Here is a 26961-nt window from a genome sequence, read left to right on the forward strand (position 1 = left end):
ATCTCCGCGTAACCCCACAAATAGATGACGCGACTCGCAACGGCGGGGCGTGGGGCTTGGCTCCACGGTTACACCGCGTAGACTCACCACCCGTGATTCAGCTTGAGCAAGTGACGAAGACGTACCCGAAGGCGTCCCGGCCTTCGCTCGACAACGTGTCCGTCTCGATCGAGAAGGGCGAGTTCGTCTTCTTCATCGGTCCATCCGGCTCCGGCAAGTCCACCATCATCAAGCTGCTGCTGCACGAGGTCTCGCCCAACAAGGGCCGGGTCATCGTCAACAGCAAGGACGTCACCTCGATGCGTTCGTGGAAGCGACCCCACTTCCGGCGCTCGATCGGCTGCGTCTTCCAGGACTTCCGGCTGCTGCCGAACCGCACCGCGTACGAGAACGTGGCGTTCGCCCTCGAGGTGATCGGCAAGACCAAGGCGGTCGCCCGCCGGGTCGTGCCGGAGGTGCTGGAGCTGGTCGGGCTCGGTGGCAAGGAGCACCGCTACCCGCACGAGCTCTCCGGTGGCGAGCAGCAGCGGGTGGCCGTCGCCCGGGCGTTCGTGAACCGCCCGCTGATCCTGCTCGCGGACGAGCCGACCGGAAACCTCGACCCGGACACCTCGATCGAGATCATGCGCCTGCTGGACCGGATCAACCGCACCGGCACGACCGTCGTGATGGTCACGCACGACTCCAACATCGTGAACCAGATGCGCCGCCGGGTCATCGAGATCGAGAGCGGCCGCATCGTGCGCGACCAGGCCCGCGGCGTCTACGGCTGAGCCGACGCCACCCCTGCGCAGCCTGACGACGAACACCTCATGCCGGAGACCCGGAGGAAATCCCGATGCGCGTGAAATACGTCCTGTCCGAGGTACTGGTCGGACTGTGGCGCAACGTGACCATGACCATCGCGATGATCATCACGATGGCTGTCTCGCTGACCATGCTCGGCGCCAGCGGTCTCATGTACCGCCAGGTCGACGACATGAAGGACCTCTACTACAAGAACATCCAGGTCTCGATCTTCCTGGACCAGGAGGTGACCCCCGAGCAGCGTGACGCCCTGGACGGCCAGCTGAAGGGTGACCCGCTGGTCAAGGAGGTCATCTACGTCAACAAGGACGAGGCGTACAAGCGCTTCCAGGAGATGTTCCAGGACGCTCCGGACCTGCTCAGCGCCGTCAAGGCGGACAGCCTGCCCGAGTCGTTCCGGCTCACGCTGAACAACCCGGAGCAGTACAAGAGCATCTACGACCAGTACAAGGACGCCGAGGGCGTCGACGAGATCGTCGACCAGAGCCGGTTGCTGGACAAGATCTTCGACATCCTCACCTCGATCCAGAACATCGCCCTGGCCGCCGCGATCGTGATGGCCATCGCCGCGCTGCTCCTGGTCGCCAACACGATCCAGGTCGCGGCGTACAGCAAGCGGCGTGAGGTCGCGGTCATGAAGCTGGTCGGCGCGTCGAACTGGTTCATCCAGGCGCCGTTCGTGCTGGAGGCCGTGGTCGCGGGCCTGATCGGCTCGCTGCTCGGCCTGGTGGCGCTGATCGCGGCGAAGTACCTCCTCTTCGACGGATCGCTGCAGGCGCTACAGGGCCTGCTCTCCCCGGTGGGCTGGGGCGACATCCTGGTGATGTTCCCGCTGATGGCCGGCGTCGGCGGCCTGGTCAGCGCGGTCACCGCCTGGGTCACCCTCCGCTTCTACCTGCGGGTCTAGCCTCCGCACGGCTCGACGGGCCCTTCCGCGCCAGGAATAAACGGCGCGGGAGGGTCCTTGTCGTTCGGGTAGCATGATCTCCGCCCCGCGGCCGGTCACTCCGGGCGCGGTCACACGGAAAGGGGGTGGCGCCGATGCCACGGGAAAAGGGGCGCAAGGTCGTCGCCTCCAACAAGAAGGCCCGGCACGACTACTCGATCCTCGACACGTACGAGGCGGGCATGGCGCTGACCGGCACCGAGGTCAAGTCGCTGCGGGCCGGGCGCGCGTCGCTGGTCGACGCGTTCGCCCAGGAGCGCAACGGCGAGCTCTACCTGCACGGGATGCACATCCCGGAGTACACGCAGGGCACCTGGACCAACCACGAGCCGAGGCGGACCCGCAAGCTGCTGCTCAAGCGGCTGGAGATCGACCGGCTGATCGGCAAGACCCGCGAGGGCGGCCTGACCATGGTGCCGTTGCAGGTCTACTTCTCCGACGGCTGGGCCAAGGTCGAGATCGCCCTGGCCAAGGGCAAGAAGTCGTACGACAAGCGGCAGGACCTCGCCAAGCGGGACGCGGACCGGGAGATCGCCCGGGTCGCCGGCCGGCGCGGCAAGGGAATGGATGACTGATCTGTCCGCCTCTGTCCGGGTCGGCGCGCCGAGCCGGGGCTCGGGATGAAACCCGTTGCGGCAGGCGTTACGCTTGTCAGTGCCGCCACAACCGGCGGCCTGTCGAGGGGGTGACTGGTTTCGACTTCGTACGCAGCGACAGGGGAAGCGAGCCGAGGAAGCCGACGTCGTCTCGAGAATCGGTCGTCGGAAACCAATAAGCGCCAAGAACAATCGCGCTGACTTCGCTCTCGCCGCCTGAGGCGAGTAGCAAGTCTGTCGGCCTGGGAGCGCCTTCGACCCAGTTAGCCGGCATCAGCTAGAAGGCTGGCCAACCGGACCCGGTCGCGGGGTCCGTGCGGCGAGATCAATCAGCGACTGGGCCCGTCACACCAACTTGCTCGCGTGAGCGGTGGGGCCGAGTAGAGGCACAGCGAGCTGCGCTCGGAGAAGCCCTGACAAACCGGCGAAGGACCCGGGTTCGATTCCCGGCACCTCCACCACCAGTCGATGCGCCCCGGTCCACCGGACCGGGGCGCATCGTCGTCTCCGGCCCCGGACGCGGGGACGGGAGGGCCCGGACGTGGGACCGGTGGGGCGCGAGGGGCTGCTGCGGCCGACGGGGCGGATGAGGTGCCCCCGCCTCTGGACAGGGCAAACGCGCCGGGTCCACCATCGCAGTACGCGGTCAGACGCGACGCGGGAGGTGCCCATGGTCACCGGTCCGATCCAGCAGCCGTCCACCGTTTCCGGGGCGCTCCGGCCGCCCGCCGCCCGCCGGCCCCCCGCCACCCTGCTCGGGGACCTGCACGCGCTCACCCGGGCCCTGGCGGCCCCGCCGGCCGAGCCGCGCTGGCGGGAGCGGGTCCTGCTCCGGCTGGGGCCCGTGCGGCAGGGCTTCGCGGAGCACGTCCGGGTCACCGAGGGGCCCGCCGGACTCTACGCCGAGCTGCTCGGCCAGGCGCCCCGGCTGGAACACGGGGTGCGGCTGCTGGCCCGGGAGCACGCCGCCATCGCCGCCGCGCTGGCCGCCCTGCACCGGGCGGCGGAACTGCCGGACGCATCGGCCGACGACCTCCTCGGCCGGGCCGGGCACCTGGCGCGCGCCCTCGCCCGGCACCGGCAGCGCGGCGCGGACCTCATCTGGCAGGCGTACGAGACGGATCTCGGTGGGGAGACCTGAGCGCGGGAACCGGCGGCGGTGCCCCGGCGTCCAACCGACATGCGCCGTACCGCCGCCCTGCTGGGCCTGCCACTGTTGATGATCGTCGCCGGGTGCGCCCCGGCCGGCTCCGAGCCGGTCGCTCCCGCCGACTCCGACTCCCGCCGGGACGCGTTCACCCAACGGGCCACCGAGGTGGCCGAGGCGTGGCGACCGGCCCCGGCGTGGACGACCGGATACGTGCCGGTGCAGGACCCGACGGTGCTGCTCGGCGATCCGGGCTTCACCGAGGCGACCAGGACGGCCTTCCAGAGCGGCTGGTACCGCGACCAGATCGACCTGCCCGCCGACCGGCCCGCCGACGGCACCATCCGGTTCCCGGACGGCACGCTCACCGTGCCGCTGATCAGCGCGGCCACCGCCTACGGGCAGCTCGACCAGGGCGACCCGCCGCCGTGCGGGGGCCGGCCGAAGGGCCCCGCCGGGCCGAACGGCCCCGGCCGGCCCGGCCCCGGTGGCCCTACCATCGAGCCGGGCCCCGACGGGCCGGTCAGCAGCACCCCGCACACCGCCTGCGTCCCGCTGACGGTCACCGCCGTGAAGCTGGGCACGGCGCCCGTGCGCACCAGCCGCGGCGAGGCGCAGGTGCCGGCGTGGCTGTTCACCGTGGAGGAGCTCTCCGTGCCGGTGGCCCGGGTCGCCGTGGCGCCTTCGGCCGTCACCGCCCTGCCCGAGCCGGTCGCGCCGGCGAGCCCGGCCCCGCAGGGCGTGGTCGGCGCCCAGGACCTGCGGTCCGTCGACGGTGCCACGCTGACCTGGCGGCTCGGCGTGGGCAGCTGCGACACCGGGATCACCCCGCTGGTGCAGGAGCGCGACGACGTGGTGGTGGTCGGCGGCGGCGTCACCACCGCCACCGGCCAGTGCACCATGATGCTGAAGCTCGAGCCGGTCACCGCCACGCTGAAGGCGCCGCTCGGCGACCGGCCGGTGCTCGACGTGCTCACCGGCGCGCCGCTGCGACTCACCACGAGCTGACGGGGCGCCGGCTCGCGGGAGGCGGGCCGGTGCTGCCAGGGTGGCGACGCACGGCCCAGGTCGTCGCTGTGCCCGGGTGGCGGGTCACAGGAGCCGGGGCACCTCGGTGCTGACCGGCACCGGCAGCACCGTCGGGCCGTCCGCCCGCAGTCCGGCGGCCAGGGCGTCGCCGAGCTGGTCCGGGTGTGTCACCACGGTGGCCGTGCAGCCGTAGCCGCGGGCGATGGCGGTGATGTCCAGCCCCGGCAGGTCCAGCCCGGGCACCCCCGGGGTGTCCTTGAAGTCGGCGAACGACTTCAGGATGGCGTACTGCTGGTTGACCGGCACGACGACGACCAGCGGCAGGCGCAGCCGCGCCGCGGTCCAGAGGGCCTGCACGGAGTAGTGGAACGAGCCGTCCCCGATGACCGCGACCACCGGCCGGCCCCGGCCGGTGTCGCGCTGCGCCAGCGCGATGCCGACGGCCGCCGGCAGGCCGTACCCGAGACCGCCGCTGGCCATGGTGAAATACGACCCGGGCCGGGTGCTGCGCAACCGGCGGCGCAGCGCCGGCAGGTTGGACGGCGACTCCTGCACCAGGATCCCGTCGGCGGGCCAGTGCCGGGCCAGGGCCGCGAAGAGCGCGTCCGGTGCCGGCGGCAGCCCGTCCGGCGGCGGGGGCGGATCGGGGCGCGGCGGCGGCGCCGGCCGGTCGGCCGCCGGCAGCAGGTCGACGAGGGCGGCCAGGGCCAGCCCCGCGTCGCCGAGCAGGCTGTCGCCCACCGGGGCGCGGGCCGCCTCCTCGGGGTCGTCGGTGACGTGCAGCAGGCGGGCGCCGTCGGGCAGATGGTCGCCCGGCACGTGCGGGTAGTAGCGGAACACCGGCGCGCCGACGACCAGCACGGTGTCGCGCCCGTCCAGCGCCTCCGCCAGCGGCCCCGTCGCGAAGGGCAGCACCCCGCGGAAGTGCGGGTGGTCCTCCGGGAACGCGGCCCGCTCCGGCGCGGGGGCCGACCAGACGGGCGCGGCGAGCCGCTCCGCCAGCGCCACCGCGGCCGGCCACCCGCCGGCCCGGTCCACGGCCGCGCCGAGCACCAGCGCGGGCGCGCGGCTGCCGGCCAGCACGGCGGCGAACTCCCGCAGCCGCTGCGGGTCGGGCGCGAACCGGGTGGCCACCGTCCGCACCTGCGGGGGCGGGTCGGCGGGCTGCGCCCAGTCGTCGAGGGGCAGGGAGAGGAAGACCGGCCCGGCGGGCGGCTGCACCGCGGTCGCGTACGCCCGCATCAGCGCCGCCGGAACGTCCTGCGCACGGACCGGCTCGTGGCTCCACTTCACGTACGGCTGGGGCAGCTCGGTGGCCCGCCTGCTGGTCAGCCGGGGCTCGAGCAGCAGCATCTCCCGGGTCTGCTGGCCGGCGGTGACGATCAGCGGGGTCCGGTTGTGCCAGGCCGTGACGAGGTTGCCCATGCCGTTGCCCGTGCCGGGCGCGGTGTGCAGGTTGACGTGCGCCGGCCGGCCGGTGGCCTGCGCGTAGCCGTCCGCCATACCGACCGCCGACGCCTCGTGCAGGGCGAGCACGTAGTGGAAGTCGTCCGGGAAGTCCCGCAGGAACGGTTCCTCGGTGGATCCCGGGTTGCCGAAGACGGTGGTCAGGCCGAGGGCACGGAGCAGGTCGTACGTGGTGTCGCGGACCGTTGCCATCGCCCCCCAATCTATCGGGGCTCCCCGGGCAGCTCGGGCTTTTCGCCGCCTCCCCCGCCCGTCAGGGGAGCGTGATGGGAAGGGTGATGCCGTCCAGCGCCCGCCCGCAGTCGCAGTCCCGTTCGGCGGGCAGCGCGGCGACCGCGTCCAGCAGGAGGCCCCGCAGCCGGTCGGTGTTCTCGCCGAAGACCCGGAACACCTCCTCCTGGGTCACCGCGCCGCCACCCTCCACGCCCGCGTCGTGGTCGGTGACCAGGGCGATCGAGGAGTAGCAGAGGGCCAGCTCGCGGGCGAGGACCGCCTCCGGGTGCCCGGTCATGTTGACCACCGCGCCGCCCATCGAGGCGAACCAGCGCGACTCGGCGCGGGTGGAGAAGCGGGGGCCCTCGACCACCACCACCGTGCCGCCGTCCACCGCCGGGACGTCCCGCCGTGCCGCCGCGGCGAGCAGCGTGCGACGGCCGGCCGGGCAGTACGGGTCGGCGAAGGAGACGTGCACCGCGCTCTGGTCGTAGTAGCTCTGCGCGCGCCCGCTGGTGCGGTCGATGAGCTGGTCCGGCACCACGAACGTGCCCGGCCCCAGTTCCGGCCGCAGCCCGCCCACCGCGCACGGGGCGAGCACCTGGCGTACCCCGAGGGAGCGCAGCGCCCAGAGGTTGGCCCGGTACGGGATCAGGTGCGGCGGGTGGCGGTGGTCCCGGCCGTGGCGGGGCAGGAAGGCCACCCGCCGGCCGCCCACGTCGGCGATGGTGACGGCGTCGGACGGCGGCCCGTACGGCGTGTCCACCTTGTGCTCGGTCGCGCCGTCGAGCAGCGCGTAGAGCCCAGAGCCCCCGATCACCGCGAGTTCCGCCGTGACGCCCATCGGTCCTCCCTCAGGTCTGTCGATCACCCGACCGTCAGACCTTAACCACCGCCCCGGGGGCAGGCTATGGTGCCAGGCATGGCGTTGACGGCGCGGACGGCACCGGTGCCCCCGGGCGTCCCGGTGCGGTCGGTCTGACGGGGGTCCGGCATGCAGGGAGAGGGGCAGGCGATCGGCGGGCGGGCTACGGGGTCGATGGCCGGGCGGCTGCTGGTCGCGACGCCGGCGCTGAAGGACCCGAACTTCGACCGTACCGTCGTGCTGCTGGTCGCCCACGAGCCCGGCGGCGCCCTCGGCGTGGTGCTCAACCGGGCGACCGAGGTGCCGGTCGCCGACGTGCTGGGCGACTGGAGCGACCTGGCCCGCGATCCGGCGGTGCTCTTCGAGGGCGGCCCCGTGCAGCCCGACTCGGCGATCTGCCTGGCCCGGATGCGCCACCCGGTGCAGCGGCTCAAGGGCTTCCACCAGATCTCCGGCGCGGTCGGCACGCTCGACCTGTCGGTCGACCCGGAGCGGCTGCGGGAGGGCATCGGCGGCATCCGTGTCTTCGCCGGCTACTCGGGCTGGGGCTCGGGCCAGTTGGAGCAGGAGATCGAGGACGGCTCCTGGTTCGTGCTGGACGCGCTTCCCGGCGACGCCTTCGTCGACCGGCCCGACGACCTGTGGCCGATGGTGCTGCGCCGGCAGGGCGGCATGATGGCGGCGGTGGCCCACTTCCCGCCGGACGTGGCGCTCAACTGAGCCGCCGGCGGGTGGGGACCCCGCGAGATGACCATGCGGCGGGGCGTGTGTATAGTTCTCTCGTGCCCGGGCGACCGGGACAACCGCAAGGGGCCGTGGCGCAGCTGGTAGCGCACCACACTGGCAGTGTGGGGGTCAGGGGTTCGAGTCCCCTCGGCTCCACCCTTGAGAAACGCCCTGGTGAGGGACATCCTCCACCAGGGCGTTTCGCGTTCCTGCTGCGCTTGGCCCGCTACGTGCCCCAGCCGGTTGGCGCCGGCAGGTGTCGGCTGGCAGTGGTGTGGCGCTTCAGGCGGATGTGACCTGGTAGCCGCCGCTTCGCACCGTGAAGAACGGCGCGGGCGCCATGACGGGTGCGTTCGGGCTCCCGGCCATGCACTTTGCCAGGTTCTCCAGTGGTCCTGTCGACCCCATCTGGTCGAGGCTGCGCCCGGAGTCGTCGTCACCACCGTCGAAGACGGTGAAGCCGAGGTGCTTGCCCAGCCAGCTCTGATTCAGCTCGGGCGAGGTCTTCGTGACGATCGCGGTCAGTGTCGAGGCCCGGCCGCTGGTCATCACGCAGTTCACCTCCCCTTCGGCCCAGAGGGTGAGATCCAGGGCGGCCACCCGGTGGTAGACGCGGACCGTTCCCTCGGCATCGGCCGGGTAAGGGACCTGGCCCGCGGCGGGGGAGACGGCGCGGGCGTCGAAATTGAAACGGACGTCGTCGTCGGGCGCCTGGGGGTAGAAGACCCGTGCGGACCCGGTCACGCTCGCGGTCGACTGCGTCCGGATGGAGGCCACCCCCGGCGTGGCGGCCGGGATGGCGGACGCGGTCACCGTCGCCACGCTGAGGGCCACCAACGTACGCAAGCCTGCTCTGGTCATGCCTTCTCCTCGGGTGAGCGGATTGTGTTCTCGACTCGCAGCATCACAAGCCCGCTCGGACCGCCGCCTCCCCCGCACGAGTGATCTCGTGACGGCGGCGGAAATTGATCGTGGGATTGGTCATAATCTAAGAACGTCAATGGAGGCGCCGTGCCGTCGCTGGTGAAATGGTCGGGGTGGCCCTCGGGCACACATCGGTTCCGTCGTGGTGTCGGGCCCGGACATACATCGTTGCGTGCCGGAATTGCCACGCTGTCCCGGCAACCAGATCGCTCGGTGAAGGGGGAGAACGGGTGTTCCGAATGATGCGGAGAATTGCGGTCGCGGTGACGGCGGTGGCGGCGCTGGTCGGCGTGGCGGGTGCCCCGGCGCAGGCGGCAGTCAACCCGTACACGCCGGAGGCGGTGTGCGGTGTCGGCTACACGCGGATCGACCAGGACCCGATCCGCAAGGACACCGGCGAGCTGCTGGGTACGCTCCACCTGCTGCGCAACAACCTGACCGGCTACGCGTGCGTGGTGACGCTCAAGTCGGCGTACGTCGGGGTGGCGACCCGCACCGGGGTCTACGCCGACACGGACTACGCGTCGCCGGTCCAGGACGAGGGGCTGAAGTTCTACTACGCCGGCCCGGCCAAGACGTACGTGGGCCTCGGTGGCTGCGTTCTGTGGGGCGGCTCGATGGCGGACTCGTCCGGCACCGTCTGGTACCACGCTCGGGCCAACCCGGCCATCGGTGGAATCGTCACCTGCGGGGACGTCTCGCACCCGCAGTAAATGAACTGCCAAGTGTGTGGACGGGCCGGTGGTGCGATTCCACCGGCCCGTCCGGCAATCACGTCGACACCATTTCCGGACCTCCCGGGAACCGGCGCGGCTCAGCCGAGGTGACGGTCGATCTCGGTCAGCTCCTCGGCGGTGAAGTCGAGGTTGTCCAGCGCGGCGATGTTCGCCTCCAGCTGGGGCACGCTGCTCGCCCCGATGATCAGGCTCGTCATCCGCGGATCGCGCAACGCCCAGGCGAGCGCGAGCTGCGCCAGGGACTGGCCGCGCCGCTCGGCGATCGCGCCGAGCGCCCGGACGGTGGCCATCTTCTCCTCGCCGAGGTCGCTCTCGCTGAGGAAGACGCTGGTGCGCACCCGGGAGCCCGCGGGGATCCCGCCGAGGTAGCGGTCGGTGAGCAGGCCCTGGGCGAGCGGGCTGTAGGCGATGCAGCCCGCGCCGACCCGCTCCAGCGTGTCGAGCAGGCCGTCGTCCTCCGTCCAGCGGTTGAGCATCGAGTAGGACGGCTGGTTGATCAGCAACGGCGTGCCCAGCTCGCGCAGGATCGTGGCGGCCCGCTCGGTCTGCTCCGAGTCGTAGTTGGAGATGCCGACATAGAGCGCCTTGCCGGAGCGGACGACGGCGTCGAGCGCGCCCATCGTCTCCTCCAGCGGCGTGTCCGGGTCGAAGCGGTGCGAGTAGAAGATGTCGACGTAGTCCAGCCCGAGGCGGCGCAGCGACTGGTCCAACGAGGAGACCAGGTACTTGCGGGAACCCCATTCGCCGTACGGGCCCGGCCACATCAGGTAGCCGGCCTTGCTGGAGACCACCAGCTCGTCCCGGTACGCCCTGAGGTCCGTGGCGAGCATCCGGCCGAAGTTCTCCTCGGCGGCGCCCGGCGGCGGGCCGTAGTTGTTGGCCAGGTCGAAGTGGGTCACGCCGAGGTCGAAGGCACGGCGGACGATGTCCCGCTGCCGCTCGTACGGGCGGTCCGGGCCGAAGTTGTGCCACAGCCCGAGCGAGATCGCGGGCAGCCGCAACCCGCTGCGCCCGCTGCGCCGGTAGGCCATCGTCTCGTAGCGGTCGTCCGCTGCCAGGTACGTCACGCCCCGACCCTAGACCCCCGCCCGATCCGACGCGGAGGTCAGAGGTCGTAGCGGAGGCGGGGCAGGGTGCGGCCGGTGGAGGGGGAGACGCGGGTGCCGGCGGGTACCGCGCCGACGTGCCGGTAGAAGGCCTCGGCGCCCGGGTCCGCCTCGATCCACAGCGTACGGGCGCCAGCGGTGCGGGAGGTGGCCACGGCGTGGTCGAACAGCACCCGGCCGGCGCCGGTGCCGATCGCCGGCGGGTCCACGAAGAGCATGTCCAGCTCCAGGTCGGGCGGCGCGCCGGCGAGCACCACCAGGCCCACCACCCGGCCGTCCCGCTCGGCCACCGCCACGTGTCGGGCAGTCACATCCGCCGGCGTCAGCGTCAGCTCCGTCCGGCAGCGGGCCAGGAACTCGGTGTCGTATCCCCAGTGGCCCTTGGAGCGCAGCGCCAGCTCGGTCAACTCGGTCGCCTCGTCGGGCCGGGCGGGCCGGATGAGGAATCGCACCCGACCATTGTGCCGGAGGTGCGGCGAGCGGCACCTGGCGCTGCCGCTCTCTGCGCGAGCCCGAACGGGCGTACCGTCCCTCTTGTCCGGGTAGGTTCGGTGCCATGCGCTTCGTCCAGCTCGACACCCCGAAGCCCCTGTCCAAGATCGGCCTCAACACCTGGCAGTTCGGGTCCCGGGCGATGCCCCGCCTGCTGCACCGAACCGGAAAGTGAGCCCGATGGACGACATCACCGCGCTGATCCTCGACGACCACGCCGCCTTCCGGCGGGGCTTCGCCCGCCTCGACGACGCCCGCGACGAGCACGAGCTGCTGGCGATCTGGGACGCACTCGCCCTGCACCTCGACATCCACGCCGAGGCGGAGGAGACGATCCTCTACCCGCACCTGGTGCGCCACGGCGACGACGGCGAGGCCGAAACCGTCGACGCCATCGGCGACCACAACAAGATCCGCGACGCGGTCGCCGAGTCCAAGCTGCACCCGGTGGGCTCCGACCAGTGGTGGGCGGCAGTGGGTACCGCCCGCCGGGAGAACAGCGAGCACCTCGCCGAGGAGGAGGACGAGGCGCTGCCCGACTTCCGCCGGAACGCGAGCGACGAGCTGCGCGCCGAGCTGGGCCGCCGCTGGCTGACCTTCTACGGCGAGCACAAGAACGGCCGCGACCTGCCCTTCACCGACAAGGACCCGCAGCGCTACGTCGACGAGCACCGCTGACGCGCCCCTCGTCCGACCGGCGGCCGGGCCACCGATCTCCCCGACGCGGGGGAGTCGGCGCGGGGCGGCCCCGGGACAGAATGGGCGGGTGAAGCCCCGCACCGTCCTCGCCCCGCTGGTGGCCGGCAGCACCTGGCGGCGCGGAGTGTTCCTGCTGCTCGGCGGGGTGCTCGTGCTGCCGTACGTGCTGCTGGCGGTGGCCTTCGCGCAGCTGCTGACGCAGCCCGACGTGCCCCGGCCGCTGGTGCTGGGGCTGCTCGTCGTCGCGGCGACCATCGCGGCGGTCCCGGTCTTCCTCGACGGCCCCCGGGCGCTGGAGATCGCAGCCGCGCGGGCCCTGCTCGGCGTCGACCTGCCCGACCCGGCGCCCGGGCACGCCGCCGACCGCGAGACCCGGCTGCGTTCGGCGCTCTGGATCGGGCTGCACCTGGTCAGCGGCGGGCTGGTGGTGGCCGCCCTGTTCAGCGCGGTGCCGATGGCGCTGGCCTTCATCGGCCAGCAGTTCGGCCTCGACACCGGGATGACCGGCGGAGACCGGTTCGGGCCGTTCGACGGGCGGGACACCGGCTGGCTGACCCTCACGGGCATCGTGGTGCTGGTGGCGCTCGGCTACACCGTCGCCGGGCTGGGCGCGCTGGCCGTGTCGATGGCCCCGGTGCTGCTCGGCCCGGCCCAGGCGGAACGGATCGCGGCCCTGGAGGCCCGCGCCGCCCGGCTCGCCGAACGCAACCGGCTGGCCCGGGAGCTGCACGACTCGGTGGGGCACGCCCTGACCGTCGCCACCCTCCAGGCGGGGGCGGCCCGCGAGCTGCTCGACCGGGACCCGGAGTTCGCCCGGCGCGCGCTGACCGCGATCGAGGAGGCCGGGCGCACCGCCATGGACGACCTGGACCACGTGCTCGGGCTGCTGCGCGAGCCCGCGGGCGGGCGGGCCGCGCCCGCCCCGCAGCGTACGCTCGCCGACCTGGACCGGCTGGTGGCCGACACCCGCACGGCCGGCCTGCCCGTCGACACGCGGTGCGCCGGCGACCTCGCCGACCTGCCCGCGGCCGTCTCCCGGGAGGGCTACCGGATAGTCCAGGAAGGGTTGACCAACGCCGCCCGGTACGGTCGGGGGCCGGTCACGCTGCGCCTGGGCGTCCACGCCGACGCGCTGGAGCTGGAGCTGGACAACGCGGTGGGCCGCCGGCGCCGCGCCGACCCGGGCCGGGGCGGCCGGGGCCTGGACGGGATGCGGGAGCGGGTGCTGCTGCTCGGCGGCCGGCTGACCGTCGGGCCCGACGGCGACCGCTGGCGGATCCAGGTACGGCTGCCGTTCGAGGGGACCCGATGACCGACACCGCGACGACCACCACCGGCGTGCTGATCGTCGACGACGACGAGCTGATCCGGGTCGGGCTGCGGGCCATCCTCGACGCCCAGCCCGACCTGCGGGTGCTCGGCGAGGCCACCGACGGCGCGGAGGTGCCGCCGCTGGTCGCCCGGCTGCGCCCCCAGGTGGTGCTGATGGACGTGCGGATGCCCGGCATCGACGGCATCCAGGCCACCCGGCGGCTGCTCGCCACCTCGGCCGACCCGCCCCGGGTGCTGGTGGTGACCACGTTCGCCAACGACGAGTACGTCTACGACGCGCTCCGCGCCGGGGCCAGCGGGTTCCTGCTCAAGCGGGCCCGGCCGGCGGAGGTGGTGGAGGCGGTCCGGGTGGTCGCGCGGGGCGAGTCCCTGCTCTTCCCCGCCGCCATCCGCCGCCTCGCCGGGGCGTACGGGGGGCGGGGCGCCGACCGGCTGGAGGCCGCCCGGCTCACCGACCGGGAGGCCGAGGTGCTGCGGCTGATGACCACCGGCCTGTCCAACCCCGAGATCGCCGCGCACCTCGTGGTGGGCGTGGAGACGGTGAAGACCCACGTCGGCAACGTGCTGGCCAAGCTCGGCGTGCGCGACCGCACCCAGGCGGTGATCGCGGCGTACGAGTCGGGGTTCGTCACCCCGTCGGGCTGAGGGCCCTTCCTGGTTCAGCAGGTGGTTCCCTCCGGAGGGGGAGTGGGTTCACCGCCGCACGGGAGGGAACGCGGGGCCCGCCGGCCGAGGCTGAAGGCATGACGACGACCCTTCCGCCCACCCGCCGGCCGGCCGTGCACCGGTCGGCCCGGCTCGCCCCGCTCGCCGCCGCCTGGTTCGGCCTGTGGGGCGTGCTCGCCCTCGTCTCCACCGTCACCGGCGCCGGCTACCCGTTCGGCGCGAACGACCCCGGCGGGGACACGAACCTGCTGCGGCTGGTCCCGACCACCGTCGGGCCACCGCTGTTCGCCGCGCTGCTGCTCGGTGCCGCCGTCGCCGCGCTCGCCATGACCGGCCCGCAGCGTCCGGGCCGGTCGCTGCGGGCGCTGCTGTCGGCGTACGCCTGGACGGTCGCGTTCCTGCTGGCCGTCGTCGTGCCGGACGTGGGAGTGCTGACCATCCTCGGATACGCCCCTATCCTGGTCATCGGTGCGCCGTTCGGCTGGCCGCCGGTGGACTACGCCGACGTCTTCACCTGGGCGCTGTTCGCCCGGTTCGCGGCCGTCGTCAGCGGGGTGCTGCTCGCCGGGGCCGTGCTGGGTTGGCAGCGGCGCACCGCCGGCGCCTGCCCGGAGTGCGGGCGCGACGGCACCGACCACGGCTGGACCTCGCCCGCCTCGGCCACCCGCTGGGGGCGCTGGGCGGCCTGGGTCGCGGCCACCATCCCGGCCCTGTACGCCGTCACCCGGCTCGCCTGGGCGGCCGGCATCCCGCTCGGCATCGAGCAGTCGTTCCTCGACGAGATGCGGGCGAGCGGGCTGGTGTGGGCGGGCGCCGGGCTGGGCGGGTTCGCGCTGGTGGGCGCGATCCTCACAGTGGGCCTGGTGCAGCGTTGGGGCGAGCGGTTCCCGCGCTGGATGGTCGGCCTGGCCGGGCGGCCGGTGCCGGTGAAACTCGCCGTGGTCCCGGCCACCCTCGTCGCGGTGGCGGTCACCGCGGCGACCCTCGGCCTGCTCGCCACCCCCGACTTCTGGGACTTCGGCGAGGTCAGCCTGGCCACCGCGCCGATGCTGCTGTGGCCGTTCTGGGGCGTCGCCCTCGGCGCGGCCACGTACGCGTACCACCTGCGCCGCCGGGGCGCCTGCGGGGACTGCGGCCGAGGCTGAGCCGTACCGACGGCGGGGGCGCCCGGTCGACGGACCGGGCGCCCCCGCCTCCGTGAGCTAGCGTGGGTCGGGTGACTGCGCCTTCCCCGGTTACCCCGGTCCCACCGGCCGACCTACCCTGCACGCTCGGCGCGCTGCGGGCGGCCGGCCACGCGTACCGCACGGTCAAGCAGGAACTCCGCGACAACCTCCTGGCCCGGATGCGCTCCGGCGCCGACCGCTTCCCCGGCATCGTCGGCTACGACGACACCGTGCTGCCCGAGGTCGAGCGGGCGCTGCTCGCCGGCCACGACATGGTGCTGCTCGGCGAACGGGGCCAGGGCAAGACCCGTCTCATCCGCTCGCTGGTCGGGCTGCTCGACGAGTGGACCCCGGTGATCGCCGGCTCGGTGCTCAACGAGCACCCGCTGCACCCGCTCACCCCGGCCTCCCGGGCGCTGGTCGCCGAGGCCGGCGACGACCTGCCGGTCGCCTGGCTGCACCGCTCGATGCGCTACGGCGAGAAGCTGGCCACCCCGGACACCAGCGTCGGCGACCTGATCGGCGACGTCGACCCGATCCGGGTCGCCCAGGGGCGCACCCTCGGCGACCCGGAGACCATCCACTTCGGTCTCGTGCCGCGCACCAACCGGGGCATCTTCGCGGTCAACGAGCTGCCCGACCTGGCCGAGCGAATCCAGGTGGCGCTGCTCAACGTGCTGGAGGAGCGGGACATCCAGGTCCGCGGCTACCAGCTGCGGCTGCCGCTGGACCTGTTCCTGGTGGCCAGCGCCAACCCGGAGGACTACACCAACCGGGGCCGGATCATCACCCCGCTGAAGGACCGCTTCGGCGCGGAGGTACGCACCCACTATCCGGCCGACCTCGACCTGGAGCTGGCCCTGATCCGGCAGGAGGCCGACCCGGTCGCCGAGGTGCCGGAGCACGTGCTGGAGGTCCTCGCGCGGTTCGCCCGCGCGGTACGCGAGTCGCCGTCGGTGGACCCGCGCTCCGGCGTCTCCGCCCGGTTCGCGATCGCCGCCGCCGAGACGGTCGCCGCCGCCGCGCTGCGCCGCGCCGGCCTGCTCGCCGCCGCCCCCCACCCGCCCGAGGTGTTAGGAAGGGCCCCCTATACAACCGAAGGCGATAGCAAGGTGCCCTTCCTTTCACCGGAGGTGCCGGTTGCGCGGGTGGGCGACGCGGTGTCGGTGACGAGCACCCTGCGCGGGAAGGTGGAGTTCGAGAGCGGCGAGGAGGGGCGGGAGGTCGAGATCCTCGGCCACCTGCTGCGGACCGCGACGGCCGAGACGTTCCGGGCCCGGCTGGCCGGGCTGGACCTGTCCGGCTTCACCGCCCTGGTCGACGAGGACGCGGTGATCGAGACCGGTGAGCTGGTCAGCTCGGCGGAGCTGCTGCGCCAGGTGGGCACCGTCCCCGGGCTCGCCAAGGCGCTGGACCGGCTCGGGCTGGGCGACGCGCCCACCCCCGAGCAGGCCGCCGCCGGCGTCGAGTTCGTCCTGGAGGGGCTGCACCTGACCCGCCGGCTCGGCAAGGACGTCACGGACTCCGGCCGGACCCGATACGGCGGCCGGGCCTGAGCATGGCCGGCAACCGGTTCCGGTACGGGCAGTGGCGCGGCGGCCCCGACCCGCTCGCGCCCCCGTACGACGTGCGGGGCGCGGTGGACGCCGTCGGCGCGGAGGTGCTGGCCGGCGGCAGTCTCCGGGAGGCGCTGCGCGACCTGCTGCGTCGGGGCCCGCACGGGCGCGGCGGCCTCGACGACCTGGCCGCCCGGGCGGGGCGGCTGCGCCGGGAGGCGCTGCGTCGGGGCGACCTGGACGGTGCGGTCACCCGGGCCCGGGCCCTGCTCGACCAGGCGCTCGCCGCCGAACGGGACGAGCTGCGCGGGCGCGACGGCGACGCCGCGCGGTTCGCCGAGGCGGTGCTGGACAACCTGCCCCGCTCGACCGCCCGGGCGGTGGCGGAACTGGCGGGCTACGGGTGGGCCAGCGACGAGGCGCGCCGGACGTACCAGCGGATCCTGGACGGGCTCCGCGACGACGTGCTGGGCCAGCGCTTCGCCGGGCTGCGGGACGCCGTACGCGCCTCGGCGGACCCGGCCGCCCAGCGGCGGCTGGCCGAGATGATGCGCGACCTGAACGACCTGCTGGCCCGGCACGCCCGGTCCGAGGACACCACCGACGCGTTCGCCGAGTTCATGCGCCGGCACGGCGAGTTCTTCCCGGAGCAGCCGGCCGACGTCGACGAGCTGGTTGACGTGCTGGCCCGCCGGTCGGCCGCCGGGGAGCGGCTGCTGCGTTCGCTGTCCGACCGGCAGCGGGAGGAGCTGGCGGGCCTGATGCGGCAGTCGCTCGGCGACCGGCTCGCCGGGGAGCTGGCCGCGTTGGACGCCAACCTCCGTGCGCTCCGGCCCGACCTGCACGGGGGCCGGGGCGAGCGGGTGCGCGGCGACCGGCCGCTCGGCTACGGCGAGGCCGCCGGCGCGCTCGGCGAGATCGCCGAACTGGACGAGCTGCTCGACCAGCTCGACCAGGAGCACCCGGGCGCCACCCTGGACGACGTCGACGTCGACGCGGTGGCCCGGACGCTGGGCCGGGACGCCGCCGAGGACGTACGCCGGCTGCGGGAGCTGGAGCAGGAACTGCGCCGGCAGGGATGGGTGAGCCGGGACGCCGACGGGTTGACCCTGAGCCCGAAGGCGCTGCGCCGGCTCGGCGGCACCGCGCTGCGGCGGGTCTTCGCCGACCTGACGGCCGGGCCGCGCGGCCAGCACGACCTGCGCTCGGCGGGCGCCGCCGGTGAGGTCAGCGGGGGCTCCCGCCCGTGGGAGTACGGCGACGAGCAGCCCCTGGACGTGGTGCGGACGCTGACCCGGGCCGTCCGTCGCGCCGGGACGGGCGTGCCGGTGCAGCTGGCCGTCGAGGACTTCGAGGTGGTGGAGACCGAGCGGCGGGCGTCGGCGGCGGTGGCCCTCTGCGTCGACCTTTCCTACTCGATGATCTCGCAGGGCCGGTGGGGCCCGATGAAGCAGACCGCGCTGGCGCTGGCGCACCTGATGGCCACCCGGTTCCCGCAGGACGCGCTGCAGATCGTCGGGTTCGGCCGGGAGGCGCTGCCACTGACGCAACAGGAGTTGGCCGCCGTCGAGCCGGACACGCAGCAGGGTACGAACCTCCAGCACGCGCTGCGGCTGGCCGGCCGGCACCTGCGCCGGCACCCGGGCGCCGAGCCCGTGGTGCTGGTGGTCACCGACGGGGAGCCGACCGCCCACCTGGACCCGGACGACGGGGAGGCGCTGTTCCACTGGCCGCCCCTGCGGGAGACGATCGAGGCGACCGTCCGCGAGGTGGACCGGCTGACCCGCTACGGCGCCACGCTCAACCTGTTCATGCTCGGCGACGACCCCGGCCTGCGCCGCTTCGTCGACGCCGTCGCCCGCCGTTCGAAGGGCCGCATGTTCACCCCCGACCTCGAAGACCTCGGCGAGTACGTCGTCTCCGACTACCTCCGCGCCCGCCAGCCCCGTCGCCGCTGACCCCGCTGCCCCTTTTGGCCCGCTCCCCTGGCGGCCCGCTGACCCCGGCTGGCCCGCTGACCCCACTGCCCCTTGGTCCGCTGACCCCGCTGGTCGACTGGTCGGCTGGTCCGTTGGCCGGGCTGGCGCGGGCGCAGCGAAATCGGACCGGCCGGCCTGATTCTGTCCTGCGGCTCAGGCTGCGCGGGCTCGACCAGCAGCGCCCCGGCCCCGGCCCCCGGCGCCCGCCTCCCACCTGTGCGGCACCGCCGTCGTCAGGGGACACCGTCGCTGTCGAGCTGCCCCGTCCATGAGACCACCGGGCCGCAGCGACGGCTGGATCCCTCGGACGGCTCGGCTCCTGGACGGGCTGGCCCGCTGGGCCGCCGCGACGGCTGGTTGCTCGGACGGCCGGCCGCACCGGCGGCGGGGCTGTACGGACAATCTCGCCGCTCGTGGATCGTTCCGGCGGTTGCTGCCGCCAGCCGGAGTGCGGCGTCAGTGCGTGGGACGGCTCGGCAGGATGGCGGCTCCTGGTCTCATTCGTGGGGCAGCTCGACAGCGCCCGCAGACCACAGGCAGGCGGCGAGGGTGGCTGGCGGCCGTTCACTCAGCGCCCGGCCGAGTTCGCCGTCCGCTGGCCGCGTTCGCCGTCCGCTGGCTCCAGGTTCAGGTCCGGGCCGCGTTCCCGGTGGGCCCCGTCCGGGTGAACCACGTGCGGGAACGCTGGGGCGGACGGCGCTGGGCGGGATTCACTGAGGGCATGGACAGCGGGGCGTTGCGAGGGGCGTACGAGGAGGTGCTCGCCGAGGTCGACGCGGGCGGGTTCGGGCCGCCGCCGGCCGGGCAGCTCAGCGCCGAACAGATCGTCGCCCACCTCGCCGCCAACGACGAGCTGATGACCGAGGCGACGGAGGCGGTCATCGCCGGTTCGCCGTTCGCGTACTACGACCTGGAGACCATCCACCGTCCGCAGGTGGACGCGCTGGTCGTCGAATGCGGCGGGCTGGACGGGCTGGCCACCCTGCTGCGGGCCACCAGCCAGAAGCTCTGCGTGTTGACCGAGCGGCTCGGCCCGGCGGCGGAGACCCCGGTCGAGACGCACCTGCGCGAGGGCTTCGACCTGGTCGTCGACGACACCCTGCCCTGGGGTCGCACCCTCGACCTGCACACCCGCGTCCACCTCCCGAAACACCTGGCCCAACTCCGCATGCTCCGCACCCCCTGACCTGACCCGACCCGTCCCTACTCCGCGATCTTGCACTTGCCGCCCCGACAAAATGTGATGAAAGCGGACGAATCACGGGCCGAAAGTGCAAGATCGCGGGGGATGGCGGGCGGGCTGGGCGCGGAGGATGGCGGGCGGGGAGGGGGAGGGGTCAGGGGTGGTGGAAGGTGCGGCGGTAGGTCGACGGGGTCACGCCGATGCGCTGGTGCAACTGTTGCCGGAGCGCCGCGGCGGTGCCGAAGCCCGAGCGGCGGGCGACCTGGTCGACGGTGAGGTCGGTCGTCTCCAGCAGTAGCCGGGCGTGGTCGGTGCGCTGCTGGAGCAGCCACTGCGCCGGGCTCATCCCGGTCTCGGAGCGGAAGCGCCGGGTGAAGGTCCGCACGCTCATCCGGGCCTGCCCGGCCAGGTCGCGCAGGCTGACCGGCTCGTGCAGCCGATGGCGGGCCCACTCCCGCGCCCCGGCGGTGCCCGCGTCCGCCGTCTTCGGCACCGGCCGCTCGATGTACTGGGCCTGGCCGCCGTCGCGCCACGGCGGGACCACGCAACGCCGGGCCGCCCGGTTGGCCACCTCGCTGCCGTGGTCGGTGCGGATGACGTGCAGGCAGAGGTCGATCCCGGCGGCCACCCCGGCCGAGGTGAGCACCCGGTCGTCGGCGATGAAGAGCACGTCCGGGTCGAGGTCCACAGTCGGGTGGAGCCGCCGGAAGCGGTCGGCGTACGCCCAGTGGGTGGTGGCCCGCCGGTCGTCGAGCAGCCCGGCGGCGGCCAGCACGAACGCCCCGGTGCAGATGGACATGATCCGGGCGCCCCGTGCGTACGCCCCGCGCAGCGCGTCCGCCACCGCCGGGTCGAGCGTCCCGTCGCGCATCGGTGGCCCGCCGTGGATGCCGGGGACGACCACCGTGTCGGCGGCCTCCAGCAGTTCCAGCCCGTGGTCGGGGAGCACCTGGTAGCCGGCGGTGCTGCGCACCGGGAGGGCGCCCGCGGTGCAGGTGTCGACCAGGTAGAGCGGTACGTCGTCGGCGTCGCGCGCGGTGCCGAAGACCTGGGCGGGGGTGCCGAGGTCGAGGCCGACGACCTGGTCGGTGGCGAGCACGGCGATCCGGTGCGGGCGGACGGTCATGGCCCGATTATTGCGCATGATGGCTTTCCGGCCACTCGTCGTCGGCCGGCCCGATCCGCAGACTCGAGCCGTGAACCGACCTCGTCGCCTGCACCCGGCCTGGACCGTCGCCGCCGTCGCGTTCGTCGCGCTGGTCGGCGCGGCGGGTTTCCGCGCCACCCCCTCGGTGCTGCTGCATCCGCTGCACGCCGAGTTCCGCTGGCCGCTGGCCACCATCTCCGCCGCGGTCTCGGTCAACCTGCTGCTCTTCGGGCTCACCGCGCCGTTCGCCGCCGCGCTGATGGACCGGTTCGGCATCCGGCGGGTGGTCACCGGCGCGCTCCTGATGGTCGCGGCGGGCAGCGGGCTGACCGTCTTCATGACCGCGAGCTGGCAACTCGTCCTGTGCTGGGGCGTGCTCGTCGGGCTCGGCACCGGGTCGATGGCGCTGGCCTTCGTGGCGACCGTCACCGGGCGCTGGTTCGTGCACCGCCGTGGCCTGGTCACCGGCGTGCTCACCGCCGGCGGCGCGACCGGCCAGCTCGTCTTCCTCCCGCTGGTCGCCATGCTCGTCGACGCGCACGGCTGGCGGGCGGCGGCGCTCGTGGTCGCCGGGGCGGCGCTGGCGGTCGTACCGCTGGTGGTGTGGCTGCTGCGCGAGTACCCGGCGGATCTCGGCCTGCCCGCCTACGGCGCGGCCGAGGTCGTGCCCCCGACGCCGCCGGCGGGCGGGGCGGCGTCGCGGGCCGTCGGCGCGCTGGCGCAGGCGGCCCGGACGCGGCCGTTCTGGCTGCTGGCCGGCGGCTTCGCGATCTGCGGCGCGACCACCAACGGACTGGTCGGCACGCACTTCGTGCCGGCCGCGCACGACCACGGGATGCCGCAGACCACCGCCGCCGGGCTGCTGGCGCTGGTCGGGCTCTTCGACATCGTCGGCACGGTCGCCTCGGGTTGGCTGACCGACCGGGTGGACAGCCGGCTGCTGCTGGGCGCCTACTACGCGCTGCGCGGCGGTTCGCTGCTGGTGCTGCCGGGGCTCTTCGCGGCCACGGCCGAGCCGAGCATGCTGGTCTTCATCGTCTTCTACGGGCTGGACTGGGTCGCCACGGTGCCGCCCACGGTGGCGCTGTGCCGGGAGTACTTCGGCGCGTCCGGCGCGGTGGTCTTCGGCTGGGTCTTCGCCGCGCACCAGGTCGGCGCAGCGGTCGCCGCCACCGGGGCGGGGCTGGTCCGGGACCGGCTCGGCGACTACGCGCCGGCCTGGTACGCGGCGGGGGCGCTGTCGATCGGCGCGGCCGTGCTGTCGCTGCTGCTGCGCCGTCGCCGCGAGGCGCCGCCCGCGCCGGCCCCGGCGGTCGCCGCCGGGGGCCGGCGGGCGTGGAGCTACCGGGGCTGACGGTCGGCCGACCGTCCACTGCCGCTCCGACCGCCGGTGCGCGCGGGTGGCTCACTCGACGACCCGGACGTCCTTCCAGAACGCGACCCGGTCGCGGACCATCTCCGCCTCCGCCTTCGGGTCGGGGTAGTACCAGACGGCGTCGGGGCTGGTCCGCCCGTCGTGGACGAGCGTGTAGTAGGAGGCGGTGCCCTTCCACGGGCAGACGGTGTGCGTGTCGGACTCCCGGATCAGGTCGTCGCGCAGGGCGGTCCGCGGGAAGTAGTGGTTCCCCTCCACCAGCACGGTGTCGTCGCTCTCGGCCACGACCACGTCGTTCCACACAGCTTTCGGCATGGCTCCCACGCTATGCCGACGGGACCCGCGCGGCCACGCGGTCGTCGATCCGGAACCGCCGGATCCACCGCCCCACCGGGCGACGGGCGACGGGCGGCGGTCGCGGCGCGAAACGGCCACCGTGGACATCCCACGGGGAAGAGCGGCGGGAGCGTACAGTGATCTCATGTGCGCGGTGCGTGTGGATCATCACCCGGTCGACCACGACGGCGCGGTGGCCCAGCTGCGACGGTCGTACGCGGCGGTGCCCGCGGGCGAACCGGTCCGGCTCGCCAAACGCACCTCCAACCTGTTCCGCCCCCGGTCCGCCCCCCGCGTGCCGGGGCTGGACGTCAGCGGGCTCACCGGCGTGCTCGATGTGGACCCGTCGGCCCGCACCGCCGACGTGCAGGGCATGTGCACCTACGAGGACCTGGTCGACGCGACCCTGCCGCACGGGCTGATGCCGCTGGTGGTGCCGCAGTTGCGCACCATCACCCTCGGCGGGGCGGTCACCGGGCTCGGCATCGAGTCGACCTCGTTCCGCAACGGGCTGCCGCACGAGTCGGTGGTGGAGTTGGACGTGCTCACCGGGGCCGGCGACGTCGTCACGGCCCGCCCGGAAGGCGAGCACGCCGACCTCTTCGCGGCCTTCCCCAACTCGCTCGGCAGCCTCGGCTACGCCACCCGGCTACGCATCGAGTTGCAGCCGGTACGCCGCTTCGTGGCCCTGCGCAACGTCCGGTTCACCCGGCTGGAGGCCCTCACCGACGCGGTCGCCGAGGTCACCGCGACCCGCTCCTGGGCGGGCGAGGCCGTGGACGCGATGGACGGGGTGATGTTCAGCCCCGGCGAGGCGTACCTGGTGCTCGGCACCTTCACCGACGACGTCCCGCACGCCAGCGACTACACGGGTCAGGACATCTACTACCGGTCGCTGCGCCGGCGCACCAGCGACGCCCTGACCACGTACGACTATCTCTGGCGCTGGGACACCGACTGGTTCTGGTGCTCGGCGGCGTTCGGCGTGCAGCACCCCGTGGTCCGGCGGATCTGGCCGGCGCGGTGGCGGCGCAGCGACGTCTACCACCGGCTGGTCCGGTTGGAGCACCGGCACGGTGTGGCCGCCCGGATCGACCGGCTGCGGGGCCAGCCGGCGCGCGAGCGGGTGGTGCAGGACGTGGAGATCCCGCTGGACCGGACGGCGGAGTTCCTGCGCTGGTTCGCCCGGGCCGTAGGGATGACCCCGGTCTGGCTGTGCCCGCTGCGGCTGCGCGAGCCGGCCGGCCCGGAATCGGCCCGCGCCTGGCCGCTGTATCCCCTCCGGCCGGGGCAGGACTATGTGAACATCGGCTTCTGGGGGAGCGTGCCGATCGAGGGCGGCGCCGCCGACGGCGACGTCAACCGGGTGATCGAGCGAATGGTGTCGGAGCTGGGCGGGCACAAGTCGCTCTACTCCGACGCGTACTACGACCGGGAATCCTTCGACCGGCTCTACGGCGGCGCGACGTGGCGCGCGGTGAAGGACCGCTACGACCCGGACCACCGGCTCACGGGACTGTACGAGAAGGCGGTAGCACGAAAATGAGCCTGACCGATCGAGACCAGGGAGCGGCGAGCGCTCCCGCCTCCCCGCCGGCGGGGGGCCGGCGCCCGGGCCCGCGCGTGGCGGACGTCGTCCGCGCGTTGACCACCGGGGGCCTTCCGGTGCGGGTCACCGGGTACGACGGCAGCGCGGTGGGCCCGGCCGACGCCGGGATCACCCTGTCGATCCGTTCCGAGCGGGGCCTGACCTATCTGCTCACCGCCCCTGGCGACCTGGGCATGGCCCGGGCGTACGTCAGCGGTGACCTGGCGTTGCAGGGCGTGCACCCGGGCGACCCGTACGAGGCGCTGCGGGTGCTCAAGGACGAGTTGCGGCTGCGTACGCCCCCGCTGGCCGAGGCGCTGGCCCTGGTGCGCGGGCTGGGCTGGGAGCGGCTGATGCCGCCGCCGCCCCCGCCGCAGGAGGCGCAGCCGCGCTGGAAGCGGCTGGTGAACGGGCTGCGGCACTCCCGGATCAGGGACAGCACGGCGATCTCCCACCACTACGACGTCTCCAACGCCTTCTACGAGAAGGTGCTCGGCCCGTCGATGACGTACACCTGCGCGGTCTTCCGCTCGCCCGACGACACGCTGGAGCAGGCCCAGGCGGCCAAGTACGACCTGGTGGCGCAGAAACTCGCGCTCAGGGCCGGGATGCGCCTGCTCGACGTGGGCTGCGGGTGGGGCGGCATGGTCCGGCACGCGGCCCGCGAGTACGGCGTCAGGGCGCTCGGGGTGACCCTGTCCCGGGCGCAGGCCGAGTGGGCCCGGGCGGCGATCGAGCGGGAGGGGCTGACCGGTCTGGCGGAGGTGCGCCACCTCGACTACCGGGACGCGCCGCGCGAGCAGTTCGACGCGGTCTCCTCGATCGGGCTGACCGAGCACATCGGGGTGCGCAACTACCCGGCCTACTTCGCCACGCTGCGGGACCGGCTGCGGCCGGACGGTCGGCTGCTCAACCACTGCATCACGCGGGCCGACAACCACGCGCCGCACCGCTCGGGCGCGTTCATCGACCGGTACGTCTTCCCCGACGGTGAGTTGGCCGGCCCGGGGCGGGTGGTCAGCGAGATCCACGACGTCGGGCTGGAGGTGCAGCACGAGGAGAACCTGCGCCGGCACTACGCGCTGACGCTGGCCGGCTGGTGCCGCAACCTCGTGGAGCACTGGGACTTCTGCGTCTCAGAGGTGGGGCCGGGCACGGCCCGGGTGTGGGGCCTCTACATGGCCGGCTCCCGGATGGCGTTCGAGCGCAACGGCATCCAGTTGCACCAGGTGCTGGCCACCCGCAACGGCCCGGAGGGGGCGAGCGGCTTTCCGCTGCGCCCCGACTGGCTGCCCTGATCCGGACGAAAGCCGCGCCGGCCGGCGCGGCTTTCGTCGAACCCATTGACAAACAAATTTTGTACGTACAAACTGATTTTTGCCATGAGAGATGTCCTGTACCTGGAGCAGATGGAGCAGGCCGAGGCCCTGCTCAAGCCGCAGCGCGTCGAGGTGCTGCGGCAACTGGCCGAGCCGCGCACCTGCACCGAGGTCGCCGCCCGGCTGGAGCAGACGCCGCAGCGCGTCTACTACCACGTCAAGCAGCTCGTCGCCGCCGGGCTGGCCGAGCAGGTCAGCGAGCGCAAGGTCCGGGGCATCACGGAGGGCATCTACCAGGCCGCCGCCCGGTCCTACTGGCTGTCGCCCCGGCTCGTCGGCCGGATCGGCCTGCGCCGGGCCCGCGACGAGCTGAGCCTCGGTTACCTGCTGGACCTGATGGAGGAGGTCCAGGCCGACATCGCCGGGCTGGACCGCGCCGCCCCCGAGCTCCCCTCGGTGGGGGTGGCCGGCGAGATCCGGGTGCCGGCGGAGCAACGTCAGCAGTTTCTGCACGACCTGCAGACGACCCTGCAGGACCTTTTCACGCGTTACGGGGGCGCCGAGGGCGACGCCTTCAAGCTTGCCGTGGCCTGTTATCCGAAGGGGAAAGACCGTGAGTGAACCGATGAAGGTGCCCGTCCGCCTCGCCGCGCCGGTCGCGACCGTCCGCCGCGCCCTGACCGACCCGGCCGAGCTGCGCGTCTGGCTCGCCGAGCACGCCGAGGTCGAGCTGCCGCACCGGTACGAGTTCTGGGGCCGGCACACCCCCGAGGGCGACGCGCCGCACCAGCGGCTGCTGCACGTCGACGACGACACCCTGCGCTTCGCCTGGCTGCTCGACGGGGTCGAGACGACCACCGAGTTCGCCCTGCGCGCCGAGGGGCCCGACAGTACGGTCCTGACGCTGACCCAGAGCCACTTCGACTTCGCCGAGATGATGAGCGGCAGCAGCATCCGCGGCGTGCTGCAGACCTTCTGGAGCCTGTCGCTCGCCAACCTGGCCGCCCACCTGGAGGGCGACCCGCTGCTGCCGAAGGTCGACTTCACCTCCGCCGAGCTGCGCGGCGAGGTGCTGATCGACGCGCCGGCGGCCAAGGTGTTCGAGTCGCTGACCGATTCCGCGCAGGCCAGCGCCTGGTTCGGCTATCCGATCGGCATCGAGCCCTGGGTCGGCGGCCGCTACGCCATGGGTGGCTTCGAATCCGGTCACGCCGCCAAGGTCGTCGACCTGGAGCCCGGCCGGAAGCTCTCGGTCGACTGGGGCCCGATCGGCGTCAGCACCTGGGAGCTGGCCGAGTCGCAGGGGAAGACGAAGCTGACCTTCGTGCAGTCCGGCTTCGACGAGCAGAACCCCCCGTACGCGGGCTGGGCCGGGTCGCTCTCGGGGCTGTTCGAGCTGCGCCGCTTCCACGAGATGAAGGACTGGCAGCCCATCTGGCTACCGGCCGAGGTGCCGGGCCTGGAGCCGGAGGTCGCTCAGGCGACGAGCTGACCTCGGGAGCGGGAGCCCCCTGTCACCCCATCGGGGTACAGGGGGCTCTTGCCTGTCCAAGCGCCGCA

Annotated in this window: 26 protein-coding genes, 1 tRNA gene and 1 other RNA gene; 21 read left to right on the forward strand and 7 right to left on the reverse strand. The window is 73.5% G+C overall.

The window, feature by feature from the left end:
• The first annotated feature begins 92 nt into the window (after positions 1-92).
• The 6 genes from ftsE (at position 93) to ACZ6Q9_RS10765 (ending at position 4504) form a co-directional block, all read left to right on the forward strand.
• Positions 93-773, forward strand: coding sequence for a cell division ATP-binding protein FtsE (gene ftsE, locus ACZ6Q9_RS10740; RefSeq protein WP_091097362.1), 681 nt, complete (start codon positions 93-95; stop codon positions 771-773).
• Between the two features lie 65 nt (positions 774-838).
• Positions 839-1714: a permease-like cell division protein FtsX gene (gene ftsX, locus ACZ6Q9_RS10745; protein WP_393258815.1), complete on the forward strand. Its 876-nt coding sequence runs from the start codon at positions 839-841 to the stop codon at positions 1712-1714.
• Positions 1715-1848: 134 nt separating this feature from the next.
• Positions 1849-2328 carry an SsrA-binding protein SmpB gene (smpB, locus tag ACZ6Q9_RS10750; protein WP_357867720.1) on the forward strand — a complete coding sequence of 160 codons (480 nt, stop codon included), beginning with the start codon at positions 1849-1851 and terminating at the stop codon, positions 2326-2328.
• A 106-nt stretch (positions 2329-2434) separates the two neighbouring features.
• Positions 2435-2810, forward strand: a transfer-messenger RNA (tmRNA) gene (ssrA, locus tag ACZ6Q9_RS10755).
• A 209-nt stretch (positions 2811-3019) separates the two neighbouring features.
• A complete protein-coding gene (locus tag ACZ6Q9_RS10760) occupies positions 3020-3490 on the forward strand; it encodes a hypothetical protein (protein WP_393258817.1) in 471 nt (156 codons plus the stop codon).
• Between the two features lie 39 nt (positions 3491-3529).
• Entirely contained in the window at positions 3530-4504 is a 975-nt protein-coding gene (locus tag ACZ6Q9_RS10765; protein ID WP_396828916.1) for a hypothetical protein, read from the forward strand.
• Between the two features lie 84 nt (positions 4505-4588).
• On the opposite strand, the gene mdlC is transcribed toward ACZ6Q9_RS10765, so the two are convergent.
• Positions 4589-6184, reverse strand: coding sequence for a benzoylformate decarboxylase (gene mdlC / locus ACZ6Q9_RS10770; RefSeq protein WP_396828914.1), 1596 nt, complete (start codon positions 6182-6184; stop codon positions 4589-4591).
• 61 nt (positions 6185-6245) lie between these two features.
• Positions 6246-7049: an S-methyl-5'-thioadenosine phosphorylase gene (locus tag ACZ6Q9_RS10775; RefSeq protein ID WP_393455782.1), complete on the reverse strand. Its 804-nt coding sequence runs from the start codon at positions 7047-7049 to the stop codon at positions 6246-6248.
• Positions 7050-7199: 150 nt separating this feature from the next.
• On the opposite strand from ACZ6Q9_RS10775, the gene ACZ6Q9_RS10780 reads away from it, so the two are divergent.
• On the forward strand, positions 7200-7790 hold the full coding sequence (locus ACZ6Q9_RS10780; RefSeq protein WP_396828911.1) for a YqgE/AlgH family protein: 591 nt from the start codon (positions 7200-7202) through the stop codon (positions 7788-7790).
• An 89-nt stretch (positions 7791-7879) separates the two neighbouring features.
• Positions 7880-7952: transfer RNA gene (locus ACZ6Q9_RS10785), tRNA-Ala, on the forward strand.
• A 126-nt stretch (positions 7953-8078) separates the two neighbouring features.
• Here ACZ6Q9_RS10785 and ACZ6Q9_RS10790 read toward each other — a convergent pair.
• Positions 8079-8618 carry a hypothetical protein gene (locus tag ACZ6Q9_RS10790; RefSeq protein ID WP_396828910.1) on the reverse strand — a complete coding sequence of 180 codons (540 nt, stop codon included), beginning with the start codon at positions 8616-8618 and terminating at the stop codon, positions 8079-8081.
• 341 nt (positions 8619-8959) lie between these two features.
• Here ACZ6Q9_RS10790 and ACZ6Q9_RS10795 point away from each other — a divergent pair, with 341 nt between their 5' ends.
• On the forward strand, positions 8960-9433 hold the full coding sequence (locus ACZ6Q9_RS10795; RefSeq protein WP_396828908.1) for a hypothetical protein: 474 nt from the start codon (positions 8960-8962) through the stop codon (positions 9431-9433).
• Between the two features lie 101 nt (positions 9434-9534).
• Here the strand turns inward: ACZ6Q9_RS10795 and mgrA are convergent, their stop codons facing one another.
• Together mgrA and ACZ6Q9_RS10805 are read right to left on the reverse strand one after the other, a co-directional pair.
• A complete protein-coding gene (gene mgrA / locus ACZ6Q9_RS10800; protein ID WP_396828906.1) occupies positions 9535-10524 on the reverse strand; it encodes an L-glyceraldehyde 3-phosphate reductase in 990 nt (329 codons plus the stop codon).
• Positions 10525-10562: 38 nt separating this feature from the next.
• Positions 10563-11015 carry a GNAT family N-acetyltransferase gene (locus tag ACZ6Q9_RS10805; protein ID WP_393258915.1) on the reverse strand — a complete coding sequence of 151 codons (453 nt, stop codon included), beginning with the start codon at positions 11013-11015 and terminating at the stop codon, positions 10563-10565.
• A gap of 220 nt (positions 11016-11235) precedes the next feature.
• On the opposite strand from ACZ6Q9_RS10805, the gene ACZ6Q9_RS10810 reads away from it, so the two are divergent.
• From ACZ6Q9_RS10810 to ACZ6Q9_RS10840, 7 genes are all read left to right on the forward strand, one after another.
• Complete coding sequence (locus ACZ6Q9_RS10810) at positions 11236-11733, forward strand: hemerythrin domain-containing protein (RefSeq protein WP_396828904.1); 498 nt, start codon at positions 11236-11238, stop codon at positions 11731-11733.
• 88 nt (positions 11734-11821) lie between these two features.
• The gene (locus ACZ6Q9_RS10815; protein ID WP_393258919.1) at positions 11822-13066 is read left to right on the forward strand and encodes a sensor histidine kinase; all 1245 of its coding nucleotides are present in this window, start codon (positions 11822-11824) and stop codon (positions 13064-13066) included.
• Positions 13063-13731: a response regulator transcription factor gene (locus ACZ6Q9_RS10820; protein WP_350703124.1), complete on the forward strand. Its 669-nt coding sequence runs from the start codon at positions 13063-13065 to the stop codon at positions 13729-13731. Before ACZ6Q9_RS10815 ends, ACZ6Q9_RS10820 begins: the two co-directional genes overlap by 4 nt.
• Positions 13732-13829: 98 nt before the next feature.
• On the forward strand, positions 13830-14897 hold the full coding sequence (locus ACZ6Q9_RS10825) for a hypothetical protein (RefSeq protein ID WP_393258921.1): 1068 nt from the start codon (positions 13830-13832) through the stop codon (positions 14895-14897).
• Positions 14898-14959: 62 nt separating this feature from the next.
• On the forward strand, positions 14960-16474 hold the full coding sequence (locus tag ACZ6Q9_RS10830; protein WP_396828901.1) for a magnesium chelatase: 1515 nt from the start codon (positions 14960-14962) through the stop codon (positions 16472-16474).
• A gap of 2 nt (positions 16475-16476) precedes the next feature.
• Positions 16477-18432 carry a VWA domain-containing protein gene (locus ACZ6Q9_RS10835; RefSeq protein WP_396828899.1) on the forward strand — a complete coding sequence of 652 codons (1956 nt, stop codon included), beginning with the start codon at positions 16477-16479 and terminating at the stop codon, positions 18430-18432.
• 742 nt (positions 18433-19174) lie between these two features.
• On the forward strand, positions 19175-19639 hold the full coding sequence (locus ACZ6Q9_RS10840) for a hypothetical protein (RefSeq protein WP_350703116.1): 465 nt from the start codon (positions 19175-19177) through the stop codon (positions 19637-19639).
• A 151-nt stretch (positions 19640-19790) separates the two neighbouring features.
• Here ACZ6Q9_RS10840 and ACZ6Q9_RS10845 read toward each other — a convergent pair whose 3' ends face one another.
• A complete protein-coding gene (locus ACZ6Q9_RS10845; RefSeq protein ID WP_393455815.1) occupies positions 19791-20762 on the reverse strand; it encodes a GlxA family transcriptional regulator in 972 nt (323 codons plus the stop codon).
• Positions 20763-20781: 19 nt separating this feature from the next.
• Here ACZ6Q9_RS10845 and ACZ6Q9_RS10850 point away from each other — a divergent pair, with 19 nt between their 5' ends.
• A complete protein-coding gene (locus ACZ6Q9_RS10850) occupies positions 20782-22137 on the forward strand; it encodes an MFS transporter (RefSeq protein WP_396828897.1) in 1356 nt (451 codons plus the stop codon).
• Positions 22138-22188: 51 nt separating this feature from the next.
• Here the strand turns inward: ACZ6Q9_RS10850 and ACZ6Q9_RS10855 are convergent, their stop codons facing one another.
• Positions 22189-22473 (reverse strand): DUF427 domain-containing protein, encoded by a 285-nt coding sequence (locus ACZ6Q9_RS10855; RefSeq protein WP_393455821.1) that lies wholly within the window; start codon positions 22471-22473, stop codon positions 22189-22191.
• A 166-nt stretch (positions 22474-22639) separates the two neighbouring features.
• Between ACZ6Q9_RS10855 and ACZ6Q9_RS10860 the strand changes: the two genes are divergently transcribed.
• The 4 genes from ACZ6Q9_RS10860 to ACZ6Q9_RS10875 all read left to right on the forward strand — a co-directional run bounded on the left by ACZ6Q9_RS10860 (position 22640) and on the right by ACZ6Q9_RS10875 (position 26893).
• A complete protein-coding gene (locus ACZ6Q9_RS10860; RefSeq protein WP_396828895.1) occupies positions 22640-24040 on the forward strand; it encodes an FAD-binding oxidoreductase in 1401 nt (466 codons plus the stop codon).
• The gene (locus ACZ6Q9_RS10865; protein ID WP_396828893.1) at positions 24037-25380 is read left to right on the forward strand and encodes a class I SAM-dependent methyltransferase; all 1344 of its coding nucleotides are present in this window, start codon (positions 24037-24039) and stop codon (positions 25378-25380) included. Before ACZ6Q9_RS10860 ends, ACZ6Q9_RS10865 begins: the two co-directional genes overlap by 4 nt.
• Positions 25381-25464: 84 nt before the next feature.
• A complete protein-coding gene (locus tag ACZ6Q9_RS10870; protein ID WP_393455830.1) occupies positions 25465-26022 on the forward strand; it encodes a helix-turn-helix domain-containing protein in 558 nt (185 codons plus the stop codon).
• The gene (locus ACZ6Q9_RS10875) at positions 26015-26893 is read left to right on the forward strand and encodes an SRPBCC family protein (RefSeq protein WP_393455833.1); all 879 of its coding nucleotides are present in this window, start codon (positions 26015-26017) and stop codon (positions 26891-26893) included. The genes ACZ6Q9_RS10870 and ACZ6Q9_RS10875 overlap by 8 nt, the downstream gene beginning before the upstream one ends.
• Positions 26894-26961: the final 68 nt, after the last annotated feature.

This window comes from Micromonospora sp. NPDC049139 (assembly GCF_055586845.1).